Here is a 21082-nt window from a genome sequence, read left to right on the forward strand (position 1 = left end):
ACATGCGCGCCAATTGTTCGCTATCAAGGATGTGTTGTGTCGTTTGGCTCTCCATCACCTCGCTCGCCGCTGGTACTGGCGCTGATCTTCAGCTCGCCATTGCTTGCCGACGACTTGTTCCTCGACAGCGAGCCGCTGCCGCAAGTTTTGACCGCGACGCGACTCAAGCAGTCGCCGGCCGCGGTACCGGGGAGCATGACGGTGATCGACAGCGAACTGATCAACGCCAGTGACGCCCGGGACATCAGTGAGTTGCTGCGACTGGTGCCGGGAATGATGGTCGGCAACATCAACGGTAACCAGGCGGCGGTGAACTATCACGGCACCAATGCGACCGAAGCGCGACGCCTGCAAGTGTTGATCGACGGCCGTTCGGTGTACCGCGCAGGCCTGGCCACGGTGGACTGGAGTGACATTCCGGTGGCCATGGAGGACATCGAGCGCATCGAAGTTTTTCGCGGCCCGAACACCGTCAGCTATGGCGCCAATGCGCTGATGGCGGTGGTCAACATCATCACGCGCAACCCGGCCGACAGCCACGGCACGCGGATGAAAGTCACCCGTGGGCAGCGCGGCATCGACGACTTTTACGCCAGCCAGGGCGTGGGCTGGGACGGCGGCGACCTGCGCCTGTCACTGTCCGGTCAGCAAGACGACGGCTTCGACTCGGACCGTAACGGTGCCGATTACCGCGACAGCCGCCGCTTGAATCGCTTTAACCTCGCGGTCAGCCAGACGCTCACTGAAAACCAGAGTATCGACTGGCAATTGAATGCCAAGGACGGGAGCAACCAGCGTCCGTATACCTACCGCCCGGTCTTCTCGGGGATTACCGCTGCCGGGAACAATTCCGACGTCATCGCCAAGGACTACGCCGGCTCACTGCGCTGGAACCTCGACATCAATCCCGATCACAGCCTTTACATCCAGGGCTCGGCGCAACACTGGGATCGTCAGCAGACCTGGCGTGCCTGCGATGCCGAGGTTTCGTTCAGCCCGCAGTTGACCGAACTCTGGCAACTCAACCCGAATTACACCGAACGCCTGGCGCGCAACATGGAGCGCTACACCGGCCCCGGCGCGCCCGCAGGTGACCCGGCCCAGCGCGCACTGGCCAATCAAGTGCTCGACCAATGGCGAAACGGCGCCCGGCAAACCCTCTGTGGCGATATTGACCAGAGCACCCGGGAATCGCGCTACGACCTTGAATTGCAGGACACCCTCAGCTTGTCCGATAGTCTGCGGCTGGTCAGCGGCATGAATTATCGTTACGACCGGGCAGATTCCGAGACCTACTTCAATGGCACCCTCGACGACACCACCTGGCGGGCGTTCGGCCAGCTCGAGTGGCGCGCCACCGAGCATTGGTTGCTGCAGGGCGGAGCGATGTTCGAAGACACGCAATTGATCGGCAGTTCGCTCACACCACGGGTGGCGGTCAACTACCTGATCAACCCGCGCCATGGCCTGCGGGCGGTGTATTCGGAAGCCATCCGCTCGCCGGACATGTTCGAGAACAACGTCAACTGGAGCTATCAGGTAAAGAACCTGCGGCCCAGCGCCTATGGCCAGTCCAGCGCCCGTTATTTCGTCAAGACCCGTGGCCCCGGTAACCTCGAACAGGAACACATGCGCTCCCGGGAGCTGGGCTACAACGGCTACTTTGCCGAAATGGGACTGGCGGTCGATGTGAAGCTGTTCTACGACGAAATCACCGGGATGATCAGCGAACCGCTGCGCAACAATCAGTACATCGCCAGCAACTCAAACAGCGCGCGCTTCTCCGGGGCAGAAACCCAGCTCGACTGGCGAATCAGCAGCGCCGATCGCCTGCGCCTGACGTATGCCTACGTCGATGCCGAGGCGAGCAACCCACTGGATGCACAACAAACTGCCCGAAACAGCGGTTCCGCCGGTTGGCTGCACAACTGGGGCCATGGCTGGAACAGCGCGCTCTTCTACTATGGTGACGATGCCCTGAACGGCTACCGCTTCGAACGGGTCGACACGCGCATCGCCAAACGCATCGGCCTGGGCAAGGCCAGCCTGGAACTGGCCGGCGTGCTCCAGCAACGCCTCGACGGCCAGCCCACAACCTTCGTCGACAACAACTACGACGAGCGCCGGGTGCTTTACTTCAGCGCAGAGCTGGCGTTCTAAGATGCTCTATAGCCCGTCACGCAAGACGCCAATCCTTGGCCGCCTGCTGGCCGGGTTGTGCCTGGTGGTTGCCGGGCTGTTGAGCAGCCTGGATGCCAGCGCCGCGGACATTTTGCTGACCGGCGCCGAGGACAGCCCGGGCATGCAATCCTTCACCCAGGCCCTAAGCGCGTTGCGGCCTGCCGATAACGTGCACTTCCAGCCACTGGCCAGTCTGCCGGCGCCAGGCAAACTGCCCGCCGGCACCCGCTTGATTCTGCTCGACCTGCCGAGCCTCGACTGGCGCCTGCAAGACGCCCAAGGCCCGGCGACGCTGGTGCTGCGCATCAGCCGCCTGCAAGCCCGTCAGCATCTGGGGGCCTCCCTGCCCCCGCGCCTCAGCCTGCTCTGGAGCGATCCGCCCCTGGACCGACAATTGCGCCTGACCCGACTGCTGCTGCCTCAGGCCAAACGGGTCGGCGTGCTCTTCGACAGCCACAGCGAATTCCTTTTGAAAGAATTGCATCAGGCCGCCCACTCCCTGGGCCTTGAGGTGGTCACCGAGCGCTGGGATAACACGAACGACAGCCGGCCGCTGCAGACCTTGCTGAAGAACAGTGACGTGTTGCTGGGCCTCGACGACCCCGATCTGTACAACCCGAAAACCGCGAAAAACCTGTTGCTCAGCAGCTATGCACGGCAACTGGCGCTGATCGGCCCTAACGCCGGGTTCGTCAGGGCCGGGAGCCTGGCCAGCACCTACAGCGATCAGAGCGATTGGCTGGCGATGCTCGACGAGTTGCTCGACCGGCCACCGGCCACGTGGCCACGCATGCACTACCCGCAACGCTTCAAAGTCTTAAGCAACCCGCAAGTGGCTCGTTCATTAGGTATTGAACAGATGAACGAAGCGTCTGTCGCAACACAGTTGGCCGAAGGAGAAAACCGCCCATGACCTTCCGTCGCCGTTGGGACATCAACACCCGCACACAAATCATCAGCCTCGGCCCTGCCCTGTTGCTGACATTGCTGTTGATCAGCTTCTTCACCTTCGTGCGAATCCAGGACCTGCGTCAGGAACTCAATCACACCGGGCAACTGATCGCCAACCAACTGGCGCCAGCCACCGAATACGGGGTGATTTCGGGCAACAATGAGGTGCTCGACAGTTTGCTCAAGGCCACCCTGGCCACGCCCAACGTGCGCTTTCTGGAAGTCCAGGACAGTGCCAACCGGATTCTGGTGTACGTCGAGCAACCGTCGGAAACCCACACCCGCTCGCACCAGGTCGAAGTGTTCCAGGCCCCGGTGCGGCTGCAACGAATCCAGCTGCACAATGATTTCCTGCAAGGCAGCCGCGTCGCCAACACGGCGCCCACCGAGGATTATCTGGGTCGGGTGATCGTCGGCCTGTCCAATGATGCCTTCAGCCAGCGTCAGCAGGAAATCCTGCTCAAGGCCGGGATCCTGGCGCTGTTCGCCCTGCTGTTTACTTTTCTGCTCGCCCGGCGACTGGCCGGCAGCCTGTCGCAACCGATCCGCGACATCGGCAACGCGGTCAAGGCGATTCAGGACGGCGACTACAAAACGCCGCTGCCGATCGTCGACGACACTGAACTGGGCGCGCTGTCGCAACACATCAACAACCTCGCCAACGGGCTCGAACAAGCCAGTCGCGAACAGCATCAAGCGATGGCGCAGTTGATTCAGACCCGCGAGGAAGCGGAAAAGGCCAACAACGCCAAATCCGATTTCCTTGCAATGATGAGCCACGAACTGCGCACGCCGATGAATGGCGTGCTGGGCATGCTGCAACTGCTGGAAACCACCGAGATGACCGAGGAGCAGGTCGAATACGCGGCGCTCGCCTCGGAGTCCACCGAACACCTGCTCAAAGTCATCAACGACATTCTCGATTTCTCGCGCATCGAGCGTTCGGAACTGGAGCTGGAGCACATTCCGTTCAACCTCGCGGACCTGATCGGCAGTTGCGCCCAGTCGTTCTCGCACAGCGCCGTGCAACGCGGGCTCGACCTGGCGCTGTCGATTCCGGACAACATGCGCGCGTTGCAGGTGCAGGGCGACCCGACGCGGATCCGGCAGATCCTGGTCAACCTGATCGGCAATGCGCTGAAATTCACCGAACAGGGCCGCGTCAGCATCGAACCGCAATGGCAGTCGCTGGATCACGAACTGCTGTGGTTCACCTGCACCGTGCGCGACAGCGGGATTGGTATCTCGGCTGAAAGCCTGGAATTGATGTTCAACGCCTTCCAGCAGGCCGACAGTTCTATTTCGAGGAGATACGGTGGCACCGGGCTGGGCCTGCCGATTGCTCGCACACTGGCTGAACGCATGGGCGGCACGTTGCGCGCCCAGAGCGAGGAAGGTCGCGGCTCGGTGTTCACCCTGGAAATCCCGCTGGCGCTCTATAAACAGACGCTGCCCGTGCTGGCGCCGCGCATACCGACCGGCAACGGTGATGGCGAAGGGCGCAACGTGTTGCTGGTGGAAGACAATCCGGTTAATCAGACGGTCATCGAAGCAATGTTGCGCAGTCTGGGCTTTACTGTCAGCGTCGTCACCGATGGCGCGCAGGCAGTGCGCAGTGCGGAGAGTCTGATTTTTGAAGCCATTTTGATGGACTGCCGGCTACCGATCATCGACGGCTACGAGGCCACCCGACAGATTCGCCAATTACCCGGCTGCACAGACTTGCCGATCATCGCGCTGACCGCCAACGCCTTGCAGGGCGACCGCGAAGCCTGTTTATCGGCGGGAATGAACGATTACCTGGCCAAGCCCTTCAAACGCACAGATTTGCAGCAAATTCTGCAGCGCTGGGTGCAGTAGTGCAGGCCTTTCGGCTATCTGCGACTGGCGTGAAAGGCGAAAGTGCGGCAGTCTTAGGCACCCGAACAGGCCCGAAAAGGGGCTTGAATAATAATTTCAGTGCACAAGTGTACATTCATGTCCTTGGTGCTGTGACTTTCACCACAACGCAATAGTCTATGAGTAGGCTGCTGACTCGAGGCATGAACGCTTCGATCGGCCGGGAAGATTTGCCCCACCTGCCGCATGGGACTATTGAGGAGCTCGCATGACCAAACAAAACGCCTTTACTCGGGAAGACCTGCTGCGCTGCAGTCGCGGTGAGCTGTTCGGCCAAGGTAACGCGCAACTGCCCGCCCCCAACATGCTGATGGTGGATCGCATCACCCATATCAGCGAAGAGGGCGGCAAGTACGGCAAAGGTGAATTGGTCGCCGAGCTGGATATCACTCCGGACCTGTGGTTTTTCGCCTGCCACTTCGAAGGTGATCCGGTGATGCCAGGCTGCCTGGGCCTCGACGCCATGTGGCAACTGGTCGGTTTCTTCCTCGGCTGGCAAGGTCTGCCGGGCCGCGGTCGCGCCCTGGGTTCGGGCGAAGTGAAATTCTTCGGTCAGGTTCTGCCGACCGCCAAGAAAGTAACCTATAACATTCAGATCAAGCGCGTACTGAAGGGCAAGCTGAACCTGGCCATCGCCGATGGTTCGGTCAGCGTCGACGGCCGCGAGATCTACACCGCCGAAGGCCTTCGGGTCGGCGTTTTCACCTCCACTGACAACTTCTAAGGGTTATCCGCATGCGCCGCGTCGTTATCACTGGTCTGGGCATCGTTTCGTGCCTGGGCAATGACAAAGAGACCGTCTCCGCTAACCTGCGTGCAAGCCGCCCTGGCATCCGGTTCAACCCGGAATATGCCGAAATGGGTCTGCGTAGCCAGGTTTCCGGCTCCATTGACCTTCCCCTCGAAGAGCTGATCGATCGCAAGATCTATCGCTTCGTCGGCCACGCGGCGGCTTACGCCTACCTGGCCATGAAAGACGCCATCGCCGACTCCGGTCTGACCGATGAGCAAGTCTCCAATCCGCGTACCGGCCTGATCGCCGGCTCCGGTGGAGCCTCCACGTTGAACCAGATGGAAGCGTTGGACATCCTGCGCGAGAAAGGCGTCAAGCGCGTCGGCCCATACCGCGTCACGCGGACCATGAGCAGCACCGTTTCCGCTTGCCTGGCCACGCCGTTCAAGATCAAGGGCCTGAACTACTCCATCGCTTCTGCCTGTGCCACCAGTGCTCACTGCATCGGTACCGCCATGGAACAGATCCAGATGGGCAAGCAGGACATCGTGTTCGCCGGCGGCGGTGAAGAAGAACATTGGAGCCAATCGTTCCTGTTCGACGCCATGGGCGCACTGTCCAGCCAGTACAACGAAACCCCGGAAAAGGCTTCCCGTGCCTACGACGCCAAGCGTGACGGTTTCGTCATCGCCGGCGGTGGCGGCATGGTCGTGGTCGAAGAGCTGGAACACGCTCTGGCCCGCGGCGCGAAGATCTACGCGGAAATCGTTGGCTACGGCGCGACCTCCGATGGCTACGACATGGTCGCCCCAAGCGGCGAAGGCGCCATCCGCTGCATGCAGATGGCCATGTCCACCGTTGACGCTCCGATCGACTACCTGAACACCCACGGCACCTCGACTCCGGTCGGCGACGTCATGGAAATGAAAGGTGTGCGTGAAGTGTTCGGCGAAAAAGCCCCGGCCATCAGCTCCACCAAGAGCCTGTCGGGTCACTCCCTGGGCGCCGCCGGCGTTCACGAAGCGATCTACTGCATGCTGATGATGGAAGGCAACTTCATGGCGGGTTCCGCCAACATCGACGAACTGGACCCGGAAGTGGCTGACATGCCGATCCTGACCAAGACTCGTGAAGACGCCACCATCAACACCGTGATGAGCAACAGCTTCGGCTTCGGTGGCACCAACGCTACGCTGGTACTGAAGCGCTGGCAGGGTAAGTAGTACCCCGCCACTACGCTGCACATAAAAACGCCCCGACTGGTTCGGGGCGTTTTTTTGTGCCTGAAAAATTGAACACTGCAATCCCTGTGGGAGCGAGCTTGCTCGCGATGGCGATAAGCCAGGCAACATAAATGTTGACTGTAATGGCCCTATCGCGAGCAAGCTCACTCCCACAAGGATTGCGGTGAACATGAAGCTTTTGTCATGAAACTCAACGCCCTGCGACCGAATGTCGCGTGTTTGGCGGGCTGCAGGACTTTTGCAGAATTCGCAAAAATTCGTTACCAAACTCAGTCGTTTACTTAGCAGGCTAACCAAACATATAACGGAGTCCTGCACACGCCTTGCTGCAGATAACAGAGATTGGAGCTAGCAGATGACTGTAAAAGTAACTGAACGCGACGATTCACATAAGTCCCACGAAGGCGTAGCCGCCGGTATCCGGATCTGGGACGTGCACCAACAAGACATGCTGGTGGGGATGTTCCACTCCGAAACCGACGCCCAGAGCTACAAGGCCGAACTGGAAAAACTGGAGCAGCAACGAGAGCTCCAATCCGCATAAGCAATGACGGCATTGAAAACGACAAACCCCGCCATGAGCGTAATGCTGTTCACTTAAGGTTGGGGTACATATCCGTTTCTGCGGTAACGACGGCTAGCGGTTTCGCTTTTACAGCGAGTCACTTTCGAAAAGCGCGAAAGTAACCAAAGCGCTTTGCCCCGCCATTCGGTGCCTCGCCCAGGCTCGGCATGCCCTCACTCCGGCATTGCTCCGGGGGCCCGCCGCCATCGGCCATCCATGGCCGGTGGCGGCTACCGCGGCATCCTTGCCGCGGTGCCCCCTGCGCAACGCCTGCGTTCGGCCTCTGGGAAAGGGGCAGCAGATCTGAAGCCAAAGCAAAGCAACAGCAACGGCAAGATCAAAAGATCAAAAGATCAAAAGATCAAAAGATCAAAAGATCAAAAGATCGCAGCCTCGCTTCGCTCGACAGCTCCTACAGGGAAATGCGTTCACTTGAAGCCAGGCCGGCCGGTATAGGCCGCCTCGCGTTGGCGTTTGCGGTGCACGCCCCCTCGAGAGGCCGAGCGCAGGTTCTGCGCAGTGGGCAACCCGGCATGGATGCCGGGTTAGCCGCCCCCGGCCATGGATGGCCGATGGCGGCGGGCCCACGGAGCAGGACCGGAGCGAGGGCATGCCGAGCCTGGGCGAGGCACCGAACGAAAGGGGCAAGAGCCCTTGGTTACTTGGGGCTTTTCCAAGTGACTCGCTGTAAAAGCGAAACCGCCCTCAGCCATCACCTAAATGACGGATATACACCCAATCAAAGCCCCCGATCAGCACCCACCACCAATGTGTAGGTCCGCCTGAAGCCCCAAGACTAAGTGAACAGCACGTCGTTGTTGCAGCCTTTAACGGCTTACCACATCAGATCGTCCGGGATCTGATAGGCCGCGTACGGATCGTCTTCGACAGCGACTTCTTCGGTCTTCACATTCAGCTGCACGATACGCTGTGGATCGCGCTCCTGGATCTTCAGGGCCGCCTCACGGGGGATCACTTCGTAACCGCCGGCGTGGTGCACGATCGCCAGGAAACCATTACTGAGCTGGTTGCGCATCAGCGTGTTGACGGAGATGCGCTTGACCTTCTTGTCGTCAACGAAGTTGTAGTAGTCCTCGGTCGTCAGCTTCGGCAGACGCGAGACTTCGATCAACTGTTTGACCTGGGCGGCGCGGGCCTTGGCTTCTGCCTTCTCCTGCTGCTGGCGGTTCAGCTCCTGGTCGCGCTTGACCTTCTCGGCCATGGCTTCCTGGGCGGCACGCTGCTGCGAGTCATCAAGTTCGATCTGACCTTTGTGGGCCAGACGCTGCTGCTTCTGTTTCTCTTTGCCGACCTGTTTGGCCTGCTTCTGGTTGACCAGCCCTGCTTTGAGCAACTGGTCGCGAAGGGAAATGCTCATGGTGCTTATTACTCACTTAGGCAACTGCTCAACCGCAGCTGGGCAAATTCTTTTCCTGACGTTTGGCTTCGCCCCACAAGGCGTCCAACTCTTCGAGGGTGCAATCTTCTATGGGACGGTGGGTGTCGCGCAATGCCTGTTCGATAAAACGGAAGCGTCTTTCGAACTTGCTGTTGGCGCCACGCAGTGCAGTTTCGGGATCGACCTTGAGATGACGCGCCAGATTGACCACGGAAAACAGCAGATCACCGACTTCATCGGCAATCGCTACCGAGTCATTGTCGGCCATGGCTTCGAGCACTTCATCGAGCTCTTCGCGCACTTTGTCGAGCACCGGCAAGGGGTCCGGCCAGTCGAACCCGACCTGCCCTGCGCGCTTCTGCAACTTCGCCGAGCGGGACAATGCCGGCAGTGCTGCGGGTACGTCGTCGAGCAAGGACAGTTGCGTTGGCGTGGATGATTTCTCGGCGCGTTCTTCAGCCTTGATCTCTTCCCAGCGTTGTTTGACCTGCTCTTCACTCAGGCGCGGAACATCCAGCGGCGCGTACAGATCACCGGTAGGAAACACGTGCGGATGACGGCGAATCAACTTGCGGGTGATGCTGTCGACCACACCTTCGAATTCGAAGCGTCCCTCTTCACGGGCCAGCTGGCTGTAATAAACCACCTGGAACAGTAAATCCCCCAACTCACCCTGCAAGTGATCGAAGTCACCGCGCTCGATGGCGTCGGCGACTTCATAGGCTTCCTCAAGGGTGTGCGGGACGATGGTTTCGTAGGTTTGCTTGATGTCCCACGGGCAGCCGAACTGCGGGTCGCGCAGACGGCTCATCAGGTGCAGCAAGTCTTCAAGTGAATACATCAATCAATCTCTACTCAAAACCAATGTGGGAGCGAGCTTGCTCGCGATAGGGCCGGCACATCCAACATCACTGTTGACTGAACGGCCCTCATCGCGAGCAAGCTCGCTCCCACAGGGGATCACCATCACGGCGTACGGTTACGACGGGTTTCGATGATGTTCGGCAACTGGGAAATCCGCCCCAGCAACCGCCCCAGTGCATCCAGCCCCGGAATCTCGATGGTCAGGGACATCAACGCGGTGTTGTCCTCTTTGTTCGAGCGGGTGTTGACCGCCAGCACATTGATCCGCTCGTTGAGCAGCACTTGCGAAACGTCACGCAGCAGACCGGACCGGTCGTAGGCGCGGATGATGATGTCCACCGGATAGGTGAGCACCGGCACCGGCCCCCAGCTGACCTGGATGATCCGCTCGGGCTCGCGCCCGCCCAGTTGCAGCACCGAGGCGCAGTCCTGACGGTGAATACTCACACCGCGGCCCACGGTGATGTAACCGACAATCGCATCCCCCGGCAGCGGCTGGCAGCAGCCGGCCATCTGGGTCATCAGGTTGCCGACGCCCTGGATCTGGATGTCGCCGCGCTTGCCCGGTTTGTAACCGGTGGCTTTGCGTGGAATCAGTTCCAGCTGTTCGCTGCCGCGTTCCGGCTCGACCAGTTGCTGCGCCAGGTTCACCAGTTGTGCCAGACGCAAATCGCCTGCACCCAACGCGGCGAACATGTCTTCGGCCATTTTCATGTTGGCCTTTTCGGCCAGCTTGTCGAAATCTACCGCTGGCAGACCGAGGCGGTTGAGTTCGCGCTCCAGCAAGGTTTTACCGGCGGCGACGTTCTGATCGCGCGCCTGCAATTTGAACCAGTGAACGATCTTCGCCCGTGCCCGCGAGGTGGTGATGTAACCCAGGTTCGGGTTCAGCCAGTCGCGGCTCGGGGTGCCGTGCTTGCTGGTGATGATCTCGACCTGTTCACCGGTTTGCAGGCTGTAGTTGAGCGGCACGATGCGCCCGTTGATCTTCGCGCCACGACAGTTGTGACCGATTTCGGTGTGCACGCGGTAGGCGAAGTCCAGCGGCGTCGCGCCCTTCGGCAAGTCGATGGCGTGACCGTCCGGGGTGAAGATGTACACCCGATCCGGTTCGATATCGACCCGCAGCTGTTCAGCCAGGCCGCCGATGTCACCCAATTCTTCATGCCACTCGAGGACCTGACGCAGCCAGGAGATTTTCTCTTCGTAGTGGTTGGAGCCGGATTTGACGTCGGTGCCCTTGTAGCGCCAGTGCGCGCAAACGCCCAGCTCGGCTTCTTCGTGCATGGCGTGGGTGCGGATCTGCACTTCCAGCACCTTGCCCTCGGGGCCAATCACCGCGGTGTGCAGCGAGCGGTAGCCGTTCTCTTTCGGGTTGGCGATGTAGTCGTCGAATTCTTTCGGGATGTGCCGCCACAGGGTGTGGACGATACCGAGCGCGGTGTAGCAGTCGCGCATTTCCGGCACCAGCACGCGAACGGCGCGCACGTCGTAGATCTGGCTGAATTCCAGACCCTTGCGCTGCATTTTGCGCCAGATCGAATAGATGTGTTTGGCTCGGCCGCTGATGTCGGCGTCGACGCCGGTGGCGGTCAGCTCATTCTTCAGTTGGCTCATCACGTCGGCGATGAAGCGCTCGCGATCCAGACGCCGCTCATGAAGCAACTTGGCGATCTGCTTGTACTGATCGGGCTCAAGGTAACGGAAGGACAAGTCCTCCAGTTCCCACTTGATGTGACCGATACCGAGACGGTGAGCCAAAGGCGCGTAGATGTCGAAGACTTCACGGGCGACGCGGTTGCGTTTTTCGTCATCGGCGGTTTTCACCGCACGAATCGCGCAGGTGCGTTCGGCCAGTTTGATCAGCGCAACGCGAACGTCGTCGACCATGGCGACCAGCATCTTGCGCAGGTTTTCGACCTGGCCCTGCGTGCCCAGTACCAGGGATTGACGGGGGCTGAGGCTGGCGCTGATCGCCGCCATGCGCAACACGCCGTCGATGAGTTTGGCGACCACCGGACCGAAGCGCTGGCTGATCGCCGGCAACTCAATCTGGCCTTCGCGCACGCCGCGATACAGGATCGCGGCAACCAACGAATCCTGATCGAGTTTGAGGTCGGCGAGAATCTCGGCGATCTCAAGGCCCGTGCGGAAACTCGAGGTCCCTTCGGACCACAGGTTTTTCGCCGCATTGGCTTGTTGTTCAGACGCACGAGCAAACTCGCACGCTTCTTTCAAGGCTTCGCGATCCAGTGCCGGATCGACACTGACCGCGTGATCGAGCCAAGCCTCGAGATTGATACTGCCGTCGGTGTTGATCGGCTGGTGTGCTCTCACCTGTACCATCTTGCTTACCTTCCCTACGACGCAGATTCAATGCGTCAAATCGCTGACCTTCGTTGCCCGTGCGCCCACATCAGGGCCGGTACGCGGCTGCACGGGCGGGCCAGTCGGACCAGACGAGCCGTCCTAGCTCGCTTCAAATAACGCCATGGCCTCGACATGTGCCGTCTGAGGAAACATATCGAGAATCCCGGCACGTTTTAACCGGTAGCCCTGCTTGATCAATTCGACCGTATCGCGCGCCAGAGTTGCCGGATTGCACGACACATACACCAACCGTTTGGCGCCCAGGGACGCAAGCTTGCGCACTGCCTCGAAAGCACCGTCACGCGGTGGGTCCAAGAGTACCGCACAAAAGCCTTCGCGCGCCCATTCGGCATCGGTCAAAGGCTGGGATAAATCGGCCTGAAAAAACTTAGCATTATGAAGATTGTTGCTAGCAGCGTTCGCGGCTGCTCGCTCGACCATCGCCTGCACACCTTCCACCGCCACCACTTCGCGAACGACCTTGGCCAGCGGCAAGGCAAAGTTACCCAAACCACAGAATAGATCGAGAACTCGTTCCTCCGCCGTCGGCTTCAGCCACTCCAACGCTTGAGCGATCATCGCTTCGTTGACCCCGGCGTTGACCTGGATGAAATCGCCCGGCCGATAGGCCAGGTTCAAGTCCCACTGTTCAAGCCGATAACCCAACGACTGGTCAGCCTCGACCGGTTGCGGTTCGCCGTCACCGTGCAGCCACAGTTGGGCTTCATGGAACGCGCAGAAATCCTTGAGGATCGTCATGTCAGCGTCGGACAGCGGCGCCATGTGCCGCAGCAACACCGCCAACGACGAACCGCTGAACAACTCCACATGCCCCAGCGCCTGAGGTTTGCTCAAGCGCCGAAGCATTTCCGGCAAGCGGGTCATGATCTGTTGCAAGGGCTGTACCAGCACCATGCATTCGTTGATCGCAACGATGTCCTGACTGCCAGCGGCGCGGAAACCGACTTCGAGCTTTTTCGCCTTCATGTCCCAGCGCACCGCCACTCGGGCGCGACGCCGGTAACCGAATTCCGGACCGTTCAAAGGCGCGGCCCATTCTTCGGGTTCAACACCGGCGACCTTCGACAATTGCTCGGCGAGCATGCGCTGTTTCAGGGCGAGTTGTTCGTTGTGCGGCAGATGTTGCACGCTGCAACCGCCACAGCGACCGGCATGCGGACACGGTGCCGGGCGGCGCAGTTCGCTGGCCTGGAACACCCGTTCGGTGCGCGCCTCGACCACTTTGCCGTGGGCGCCCAACACGCGTGCTTCGACTTCTTCACCGGCCAATGCGCCGATGACGAACCAGGTGCGACCTTCAAAAAACGCGATACCGCGACCGTCATTAGCCAGGCGCTCAATACTCAAGCGCTGCTTTTTGCCGGTCGGAATTTGCGGGGCCTTGCTGCCGCCGGTGGGCTGGAAGCGCAGGCCTCTCTCTTGCTTGGCCATCAGTTAGGCGCGTCGAAAATGCCGGTCGACAAGTAACGGTCGCCACGGTCGCAGATGATCGCGACGATCACCGCGTTTTCAACTTCTTTGGACAGACGCAGCATCGCTGCCACCGCCCCGCCCGAGGACACGCCGCAGAAGATGCCTTCTTCGCGAGCCAGACGACGGGTCACGTCTTCGGCTTCGCTTTGCGCCATGTCGACGATCCGGTCCACGCGCTCGGCCTGGTAGATCTTCGGCAGGTATTCCTGCGGCCAGCGACGGATGCCCGGAATCGCCGAGCCTTCCATCGGTTGCAGACCGATGATCTGCACGCTTTCGTTCTGCTCTTTCAAGTAGCGCGAGACGCCCATGATGGTACCGGTGGTGCCCATGGAGCTGACGAAATGGGTGATGGTGCCTTCGGTCTGACGCCAGATTTCCGGGCCAGTGGTGGTGTAGTGCGCTTGCGGGTTGTCCCCGTTGGCGAACTGATCCAGCACCTTGCCGCGGCCTTCGGCTTCCATTCGCTGGGCGAGGTCACGAGCGCCTTCCATGCCCTCTTCCTGAGTGACCAGAATCAGCTCGGCGCCATACGCCGTCATGGCGGCTTTACGTTCGGCGCTGGAGTTGTCCGGCATGATCAGGATCATCTTGTAACCCTTGATCGCGGCGGCCATCGCCAGGGCGATCCCGGTATTGCCCGAGGTCGCTTCGATCAGCGTATCGCCGACGTGGATCTGCCCGCGCAATTCAGCGCGGGTGATCATCGACAGCGCCGGACGGTCCTTGACCGAACCCGCCGGGTTATTCCCTTCGAGCTTGAGCAATAGGGTATTGCTGGTGGCGCCAGGCAGACGCTGCAAACGGACCAGCGGAGTGTTGCCGACGCAATCGGCGATGGTTGGGTACTGCAAGGTCATGGCGTATTCGCAATCCAGACTGCGGGGGCGCCTATCATACCGGCAAACCGACCCAGGCCATATCACGCAAAGTACGGTGCTTATGGTTTATGGGAATAAGGTGCTGGATCAGTACTCTTCGCCTTGCGCGACGTTCAATGCATAGAACTCATGCAACTTGGCCTGCAACAACTGTTTGTCCGGTAGCTGCACCTGGTATTCAGCGATCAGCGCTGGCGACAGGCTGCGGTTAAGGGCGTACTCGACCACCTCGTCATCCTTGCTGGCACAGAGCAACACACCAATGGCCGGGTTTTCGTGGGGTTTGCGCTCATCGCGATCCAGCGCTTCCAGATAGAAGCTCAGCTTGCCCAGATACTCCGGCTCAAAACGGCCGACCTTAAGCTCAATGGCCACCAGGCAGTTGAGCCCACGGTGGAAGAACAGCAGATCCAGGGCGAAATCACGCCCCCCGACTTGCATCGGGTGTTCAGACCCGACAAAACAAAAGTCGCGACCCAGTTCGATCAGAAATTCCTTGAGACGCGCCAGTAACCCTTTGTGCAGATCGGTTTCGGCATGGCCGCCGGGCAGCTCGAGAAACTCGACCATGTAGGCGTCGCGGAATATCTCCAGCGCTGCCGGGTGAGTTTGTTTCAGCACTGCTGAGACTTTTGCTGGTTGGGTAATGCTGCGCTCGAACAGTGCAGCTTTTAGCTGGCGTTCCAGCTCACGCGTCGACCACTTTTCCTGGACGGTCAATCGCAGATAGAACTCACGCTCTTGCGGGAGTTTGCTCTGACTTAGAATGAGCAGGTTGTGAGTCCAGGGTAATTGTGTCAGCAGCGCTGACACTTTTTCATCGCCCCGATAAGCCTCGTAGAACTGGCGCATACGGAACAGATTGCGCCGGGTAAACCCGCGCAACCCTGGTTGAGTCTGAGCCAGATGCTCGGCCAGTTGATTGACCACGGCATCTCCCCACTCAGCCTGTTCCAGCTTGCGACTGATGTAAGCACCCACCTGCCAATACAGCTCGATCAACTGGGTATTCACCGCTTGCATGGCCTGCTGCTTGGCACTGTGAATCAGTGCAAGCACTTCATTGAAACGGTCGTCGGCTGCGTTGCCGGGGACGCTGGATGCATTCATGCCGAACTCCTGGAGGACGAGGAAAAACGCGAGTCTATTCCGTCAAGTCAGGCTTAAGGTGTCGGCGATACCCTTTAGGAAAGGTCGTACAAAATAACGGGAACGCTCCGGTAAAAACAGAACGGTGGTGTAGGGAAGGGCCTCTTCGCGAGCAGGCTCGCTCCCACAGGGCTAGGCGTTGATCACACCATTTGTGGCCGACACACCTCCACTGTGGGAGCGAGCTTGTCTCCGGGCGGCGATCCGACGATGGCGTCGTCACTGACACCACCGTCATCAGCCACTAATCGAATATTAAGCCGCAACCCTACCTCAGTGTTCTCAGCCCAAAGACTCCCACCCTGCCGCTGCACCGCATTCCTCGCAATGCTCAACCCCAAGCCAAATCCACCATCCCCCGGCCGTGAACCGTCGAGTCGAATGAACGGACAGAAGATCCGCTCAAGATCCGCCTCTGCCACCCCGCCGCCCTCATCCTCCAGCCACACATGCCAGAAGTCGCCATCGCGCTGCCCACCAAGGCGTACAACGCTGCCCTGCGGTGAATGACGAATGGCATTGCGCAGGATGTTTTCCAGCGCTTGAGCCAACGTATTGAGATGGCCGCGCACCCAGCAGGACGAATCCACCGCGCACTGCAACCGGCTCGCCGGCCAGCCACTTTCATAGCAGGCATTTTCCGTGAGCATTTCCCACAACGCCTGAATCTGGATCGATTCGTCGGGCAGCGGCGCGCGCTCGGTGTCAAGCCAGGCCAGTTGCAGGGTGTCTTCCACCAGACGCTGCATGCCATCGACCTCTCGGCCGATGCGCTCGCGCAATTGCGTCAACCCCTGCTCGCTTTCGCTGGCCACCCGCAGGCGACTCAGTGGCGTGCGCAATTCGTGGGACAGGTCGCGCAGCAGTTGTTGTTGCAGGGCCACCGTGCTTTGCAGGCGCTCGGACAGGTGATCGAAGGCCCGGCCCAGTTCACCCAGCTCATCCGGGCGATTGGTAATGCGGCTCGACAACCGCACATTCAACGGGTCGGCACGCCAGGCATTGGCTTGTTCGCGCAGACTGTTCAAAGGCACGACCAGCAACCGATACAGACCGACGCACAACAGTAAGGTGAACAGCCCGGGAATCACCCCGTTGGTGATCACCCGCCAGAACACCCGGTAGTGCCCGGGCACGAAACGCCGGGGCAGTTCGATCACCAGGCTGCCAGCGGACGGATCGTTGGGAAAAGGCACTCTCAACCACGGCAAGCCTTTGGTATGGCGACTCGTCGGCCAATCCAGACCGCGTAAAAAGGTCAGGCGCCGGGTTTCTTTTTCCGTCAGCGGGTAACTGCTCAATGACTGCAAGTCACCGCCAATCACACCGACCCATGTCGACTCACGATGGCCGACGCTCTGCAACCAGGCATCGACACCTGCACTCTGACGCTGATTCCACGCCTGCTCGGCTTCGGCGGCGTAGCGCATCAGCGTGCCCCGTGCCTCGTCGGACAGGAACAGGTTTTTCTGTTCCATGTAGCGCCCCCAGGACCAACTGAGCCAGATCATCAGCAGACAGAACGCCACCAACAAACACGCCAGTTTCCAGAACAGCGAATGCCTGCCCGGCAGGTCAGTCCACTTCATCGACAGCACTCAATACGTAACCCTTGCCCCACACCGTGCGCACTTCGCGCTCGAGGTAACCGACAGCCTTGAGCTTGCGGCGGATCTGACTGATATGCATGTCGAGGCTGCGGTCATGGGGCGCGTAACCGCGCTGCAGTACATGCTGGTAAAGGAAGGCTTTGCTCAGGACTTCATCGCCATTGCGGTTCAGCGTTTCCAGCAACCGGTATTCGCTGCGGGTCAGGCCGGCAGCGTGTTCGCCATAAAAGACATCACAGCATTCATCGTCGAAACGCAGGCTGTCCGCCGAAGGGGCAATCGGTGCCGGCGCCGGCCGGCGGTCGAGCGCGACGCGCCGCAGGATCGCTTCGATGCGCACCCGCAACTCGACCATGCTGAAAGGTTTGGGCAGGTAATCATCGGCGCCCAGCCGAAAACCACTGATGCGATCCGCCTCGGCACCGAGCGCCGACATCAGCACCACCGGGGTGGAATGGCTCTGGCGCAACTGCGTCAGTACATTCAGCCCGTCCAGGCCCGGCAGCAGAATATCCATCAGCACCACATCGAAGGCTTGCTGGCGGGCGATGGTCAAGCCTTCCAGACCGTTCTGGCACCACGTCACCTGAAAACCGCAACGTCCCAGGTGCTCATGAACATAGGCGCCGAGTACGAGGTCGTCTTCTATAGACAGGATACGAGGGTGGCCAGCAGTGATGGGAGTCATGACTATCTGCAAATAATTCTCAGTTGGCGATTATTCAAGATTGCCTCGCTGTGGGCAACACAAGGTTTGCCCGTGACGTAAAAGTGGTGATCCGGCCGACGAATGCCGACATCAATTTTACGAAGATTGCCCGCCTGCAAATCGCTACACTGCGCAGGTGGCGCGTGCTGGACGTACGTGCAGGTCATTAAATCGCTGGATGCAGGAGAGATGCGTGCTCAAGAAACTGGGAATTAAAGGCCGCGTGCTATTGCTGACCCTGTTGCCGACCAGCCTGATGGCCTTGGTTCTGGGCGGCTATTTCACCTGGATGCAGCAATCCGACCTGCAAACCCAGCTTATGCAGCGTGGCGAGATGATCGCCGAACAACTGGCGCCCCTGGTGGCCCCGGCCATGGGCCACAAGAACACCGACTTGCTGGAACGCATTGCCACCCAATCCCTCGAACAAACAGACGTGCGCGCCGTTTCATTCCTCGCGCCCGACCGTACCCTGTTGGCCCATGCCGGCCCGACCATGCTCAATCAGGCGCCGGTCGGCAACAGTTCGCAGATGCTGCGCCGCAGCGGCAATGACGCGACGCGTTACTTGCTGCCAGTGTTCGGCAAGCACCGCAATCTGGCCGGTGACGTGATTCCCGATGAAGCCGACCGCCTGCTGGGCTGGGTCGAACTCGAACTGTCCCACAACGGCATGCTGCTGCGCGGTTACCGCAGCCTGTTCGCCAGCCTGCTGCTGATCGGCGCAGGCCTGGCCGGTGCGGCGTTACTGGCGTTGCGCATGGGTCGGAGCATCAATCGGCCGCTGAGTCAGATCAAGCAAGCGGTGGCGCAACTCAAGGACGGTCATCTGGAAACCCGCCTGCCGCCCCTCGGCAGCCAGGAGCTGGACACACTGGCGTCCGGCATCAACCGTATGGCCGGCACCTTGCAGAATGCGCAGGAAGAATTGCAGCACAGCATCGACCAGGCCACCGAAGACGTACGCCAGAACCTGGAAACCATCGAGATCCAGAACATCGAACTGGACCTGGCACGCAAGGAAGCCCTTGAAGCCAGCCGGATCAAATCCGAGTTCCTGGCCAACATGAGCCATGAAATCCGCACGCCGCTCAATGGCATTCTCGGCTTCACGCATCTGCTGCAAAAAAGCGAGCTGACCCCGCGCCAGCTCGACTATCTGGGTACCATCGAAAAATCCGCCGACAGCCTGCTGGGGATCATCAACGAGATTCTCGATTTCTCGAAAATCGAGGCCGGCAAACTGGTGCTCGACCATATTCCGTTCAACTTGCGCGACCTGCTCCAGGACACGCTGACCATCCTCGCCCCGGCCGCCCACGCCAAGCAACTGGAGCTGGTGAGCCTGGTTTATCGCGATACGCCGCTGTCGCTGGTGGGTGATCCGCTGCGGCTCAAGCAGATCCTCACCAACCTGGTCAGCAATGCGATCAAGTTCACCCGCGAAGGCACCATCGTCGCCCGGGCCATGCTTGAAGAAGAGCATGAAGACAGCGTGCAACTGCGCATCAGCATTCAGGACACCGGCATCGGGCTGTCGAACCAGGACGTGCGCGCCTTGTTCCAGGCCTTCAGCCAGGCCGACAACTCGCTGTCCAGGCAACCTGGCGGCACCGGTCTGGGGTTGGTGATTTCCAAACGTCTGATCGAACAGATGGGTGGCGAGATTGGCGTCGACAGTACGCCCGGTGAAGGCTCGGAATTCTGGATCAGCCTGAGCCTGCCCAAAACCCGCGACGATGCCGAAGACCTGCCCGGTCCACCGTTGCTCGGGCGTCGGGTGGCAGTGCTGGAAAACCACGAACTGGCCCGTCAGGCGTTGCAGCATCAACTGGAAGACTGCGGCCTCGAAGTCACCCCGTTCAATACGTTGGAAAGCCTGACCAATGGCGTGACCGGCGCGCATCAGACCGATCAGGCGATCGACCTGGCGGTGCTCGGCATCACCAGCAACGACATGCCGCCAGAGCGCCTCAATCAGCACATCTGGGACCTCGAACATCTGGGCTGCAAGGTGCTGGTGTTGTGCCCGACCACTGAACAGACGCTGTTCCACCTCTCGGTGCCCAACCCGCACAGCCAGCTCCAGGCCAAACCGGCCTGCACCCGCAAGCTGCGGCGGGCCTTGTCCGACCTGGTCAACCCGCGTCAGCACCGCAGCGAACCCGGCGAACCGGTGTCCAGCCGTGCGCCAAAAGTGCTTTGTGTCGACGACAACCCGGCCAACCTGCTGCTGGTGCAAACCCTGCTCGAAGACATGGGCGCCAAAGTCCTCGCGGTGGAAAGCGGTTACGCCGCGGTCAAGGCCGTGCAGACCGAAACCTTCGACCTGGTGCTGATGGACGTTCAGATGCCCGGAATGGACGGGCGGCAAAGCACTGAAGCGATTCGCCAGTGGGAAAGTGAACGGCATTGCACGCCGCTGCCGATCGTTGCCCTCACCGCTCACGCCATGGCCAACGAAAAGCGTGCGCTGCTGCAAAGCGGCATGGACGATTACCTGACCAAACCGATCAGCGAACGACAACTGGCCCAAGTGGTGCTGAAGTGGACCGGCCTCGCGCTGCGCAACCATGGGCCCGAGCGCTCCAGCGACAGCCACGGTGGCGGTCATGAATTGCAGGTGCTCGATCACGAAGAAGGTTTGCGCCTGGCCGCCGGCAAGGCTGATCTGGCCGCGGACATGCTGGCGATGTTGCTGGCGTCGCTGGAAGCCGACCGCGAGGCGATTCGCTTCGCCCGGGAAACCAACGACCATACCGCCCTGATCGAACGCGTCCATCGCCTGCACGGTGCGACCCGTTATTGCGGCGTCCCGCAACTACGCGCCGCCTGCCAGCGCAGCGAAACCCTGCTCAAGCAACAGGACCCCAAAGCCCCCAGCGCACTGGAAGACCTCGACCGGGCCATCAATCGCCTGGCCGCCCATGCCCGTATAAACGCCTGATGATTACCTGTAGCAGCTGGCGAAGCCTGCGTTCGGCGACGCAGTCGTCGTAAATCCGGCAAACGCGGTTTACCTGAAAGACCGCA

15 protein-coding genes are annotated in these 21082 nt (G+C 60.3%); 7 read left to right on the top strand and 8 right to left on the bottom strand.

All coding sequences use genetic code 11. The features are described 5' to 3' along the window. Positions 1-36 precede the first annotated feature (36 nt). From CUN63_RS04700 to CUN63_RS04725, 6 genes are all read left to right on the top strand, one after another. Positions 37-2160 carry a TonB-dependent siderophore receptor gene (locus tag CUN63_RS04700; protein ID WP_129437534.1) on the top strand — a complete coding sequence of 708 codons (2124 nt, stop codon included), beginning with the start codon at positions 37-39 and terminating at the stop codon, positions 2158-2160. Between the two features lies 1 nt (position 2161). Further along, complete coding sequence (locus CUN63_RS04705) at positions 2162-3094, top strand: ABC transporter substrate-binding protein (protein ID WP_129437536.1); 933 nt, start codon at positions 2162-2164, stop codon at positions 3092-3094. Next, entirely contained in the window at positions 3091-4992 is a 1902-nt protein-coding gene (locus CUN63_RS04710; protein ID WP_129437538.1) for an ATP-binding protein, read from the top strand. The genes CUN63_RS04705 and CUN63_RS04710 overlap by 4 nt, the downstream gene beginning before the upstream one ends. A gap of 247 nt (positions 4993-5239) precedes the next feature. After that, positions 5240-5755, top strand: a complete 516-nt coding sequence (fabA, locus tag CUN63_RS04715) for a 3-hydroxyacyl-[acyl-carrier-protein] dehydratase FabA (RefSeq protein ID WP_046046480.1) — start codon at positions 5240-5242, stop codon at positions 5753-5755. Between the two features lie 11 nt (positions 5756-5766). After that, entirely contained in the window at positions 5767-6987 is a 1221-nt protein-coding gene (gene fabB, locus CUN63_RS04720) for a beta-ketoacyl-ACP synthase I (protein WP_129437540.1), read from the top strand. Between the two features lie 376 nt (positions 6988-7363). After that, entirely contained in the window at positions 7364-7552 is a 189-nt protein-coding gene (locus CUN63_RS04725; RefSeq protein WP_129437542.1) for a hypothetical protein, read from the top strand. A gap of 856 nt (positions 7553-8408) precedes the next feature. On the opposite strand, the gene CUN63_RS04735 is transcribed toward CUN63_RS04725, so the two are convergent. From CUN63_RS04735 to CUN63_RS04770, 8 genes are all read right to left on the bottom strand, one after another. Further along, a complete protein-coding gene (locus tag CUN63_RS04735; protein WP_129437544.1) occupies positions 8409-8951 on the bottom strand; it encodes a DUF2058 domain-containing protein in 543 nt (180 codons plus the stop codon). A gap of 28 nt (positions 8952-8979) precedes the next feature. After that, the gene (mazG, locus tag CUN63_RS04740) at positions 8980-9813 is read right to left on the bottom strand and encodes a nucleoside triphosphate pyrophosphohydrolase (protein ID WP_129437546.1); all 834 of its coding nucleotides are present in this window, start codon (positions 9811-9813) and stop codon (positions 8980-8982) included. Positions 9814-9938: 125 nt separating this feature from the next. After that, complete coding sequence (gene relA, locus CUN63_RS04745; RefSeq protein ID WP_129437548.1) at positions 9939-12182, bottom strand: GTP diphosphokinase; 2244 nt, start codon at positions 12180-12182, stop codon at positions 9939-9941. A gap of 123 nt (positions 12183-12305) precedes the next feature. Then, complete coding sequence (gene rlmD, locus CUN63_RS04750) at positions 12306-13658, bottom strand: 23S rRNA (uracil(1939)-C(5))-methyltransferase RlmD (protein ID WP_129437550.1); 1353 nt, start codon at positions 13656-13658, stop codon at positions 12306-12308. Further along, positions 13658-14560 carry a cysteine synthase CysM gene (gene cysM / locus CUN63_RS04755; protein ID WP_129437552.1) on the bottom strand — a complete coding sequence of 301 codons (903 nt, stop codon included), beginning with the start codon at positions 14558-14560 and terminating at the stop codon, positions 13658-13660. The genes rlmD and cysM overlap by 1 nt, the downstream gene beginning before the upstream one ends. 108 nt (positions 14561-14668) lie before the next feature. Further along, complete coding sequence (locus CUN63_RS04760) at positions 14669-15691, bottom strand: YhcG family protein (protein WP_129437554.1); 1023 nt, start codon at positions 15689-15691, stop codon at positions 14669-14671. 182 nt (positions 15692-15873) lie between these two features. Further along, the gene (locus tag CUN63_RS04765) at positions 15874-17319 is read right to left on the bottom strand and encodes a sensor histidine kinase (RefSeq protein ID WP_129437556.1); all 1446 of its coding nucleotides are present in this window, start codon (positions 17317-17319) and stop codon (positions 15874-15876) included. After that, positions 17306-18028 carry a response regulator transcription factor gene (locus CUN63_RS04770; RefSeq protein ID WP_008148001.1) on the bottom strand — a complete coding sequence of 241 codons (723 nt, stop codon included), beginning with the start codon at positions 18026-18028 and terminating at the stop codon, positions 17306-17308. The genes CUN63_RS04765 and CUN63_RS04770 overlap by 14 nt, the downstream gene beginning before the upstream one ends. 214 nt (positions 18029-18242) lie before the next feature. Between CUN63_RS04770 and CUN63_RS04775 the strand changes: the two genes are divergently transcribed. Next, the gene (locus CUN63_RS04775) at positions 18243-20996 is read left to right on the top strand and encodes a response regulator (RefSeq protein ID WP_129437558.1); all 2754 of its coding nucleotides are present in this window, start codon (positions 18243-18245) and stop codon (positions 20994-20996) included. Positions 20997-21082: the final 86 nt, after the last annotated feature.

It is taken from the genome of Pseudomonas sp. ACM7 (genome assembly GCF_004136015.1).
Classification (GTDB): domain Bacteria; phylum Pseudomonadota; class Gammaproteobacteria; order Pseudomonadales; family Pseudomonadaceae; genus Aquipseudomonas; species Aquipseudomonas frigoris.

What these genes read in the sequence shown, in the direction of transcription:
- CUN63_RS04770 (WP_008148001.1), bottom strand. Translation starts at nt 18,028, where the DNA reads ATGACTCCCATCACTGCTGGCCACCCTCGTATCCTGTCTATAGAAGAC.
- CUN63_RS04760 (WP_129437554.1), bottom strand. Translation starts at nt 15,691, where the DNA reads ATGAATGCATCCAGCGTCCCCGGCAACGCAGCCGACGACCGTTTCAAT.
- cysM (WP_129437552.1), bottom strand. Translation starts at nt 14,560, where the DNA reads ATGACCTTGCAGTACCCAACCATCGCCGATTGCGTCGGCAACACTCCG.
- relA (WP_129437548.1), bottom strand. Translation starts at nt 12,182, where the DNA reads ATGGTACAGGTGAGAGCACACCAGCCGATCAACACCGACGGCAGTATC.
- mazG (WP_129437546.1), bottom strand. Translation starts at nt 9,813, where the DNA reads ATGTATTCACTTGAAGACTTGCTGCACCTGATGAGCCGTCTGCGCGAC.
- CUN63_RS04765 (WP_129437556.1), bottom strand. Translation starts at nt 17,319, where the DNA reads ATGAAGTGGACTGACCTGCCGGGCAGGCATTCGCTGTTCTGGAAACTG.
- rlmD (WP_129437550.1), bottom strand. Translation starts at nt 13,658, where the DNA reads ATGGCCAAGCAAGAGAGAGGCCTGCGCTTCCAGCCCACCGGCGGCAGC.
- CUN63_RS04725 (WP_129437542.1), top strand. Translation starts at nt 7,364, where the DNA reads ATGACTGTAAAAGTAACTGAACGCGACGATTCACATAAGTCCCACGAA.
- fabB (WP_129437540.1), top strand. Translation starts at nt 5,767, where the DNA reads ATGCGCCGCGTCGTTATCACTGGTCTGGGCATCGTTTCGTGCCTGGGC.
- fabA (WP_046046480.1), top strand. Translation starts at nt 5,240, where the DNA reads ATGACCAAACAAAACGCCTTTACTCGGGAAGACCTGCTGCGCTGCAGT.
- CUN63_RS04735 (WP_129437544.1), bottom strand. Translation starts at nt 8,951, where the DNA reads ATGAGCATTTCCCTTCGCGACCAGTTGCTCAAAGCAGGGCTGGTCAAC.
- CUN63_RS04705 (WP_129437536.1), top strand. Translation starts at nt 2,162, where the DNA reads ATGCTCTATAGCCCGTCACGCAAGACGCCAATCCTTGGCCGCCTGCTG.
- CUN63_RS04710 (WP_129437538.1), top strand. Translation starts at nt 3,091, where the DNA reads ATGACCTTCCGTCGCCGTTGGGACATCAACACCCGCACACAAATCATC.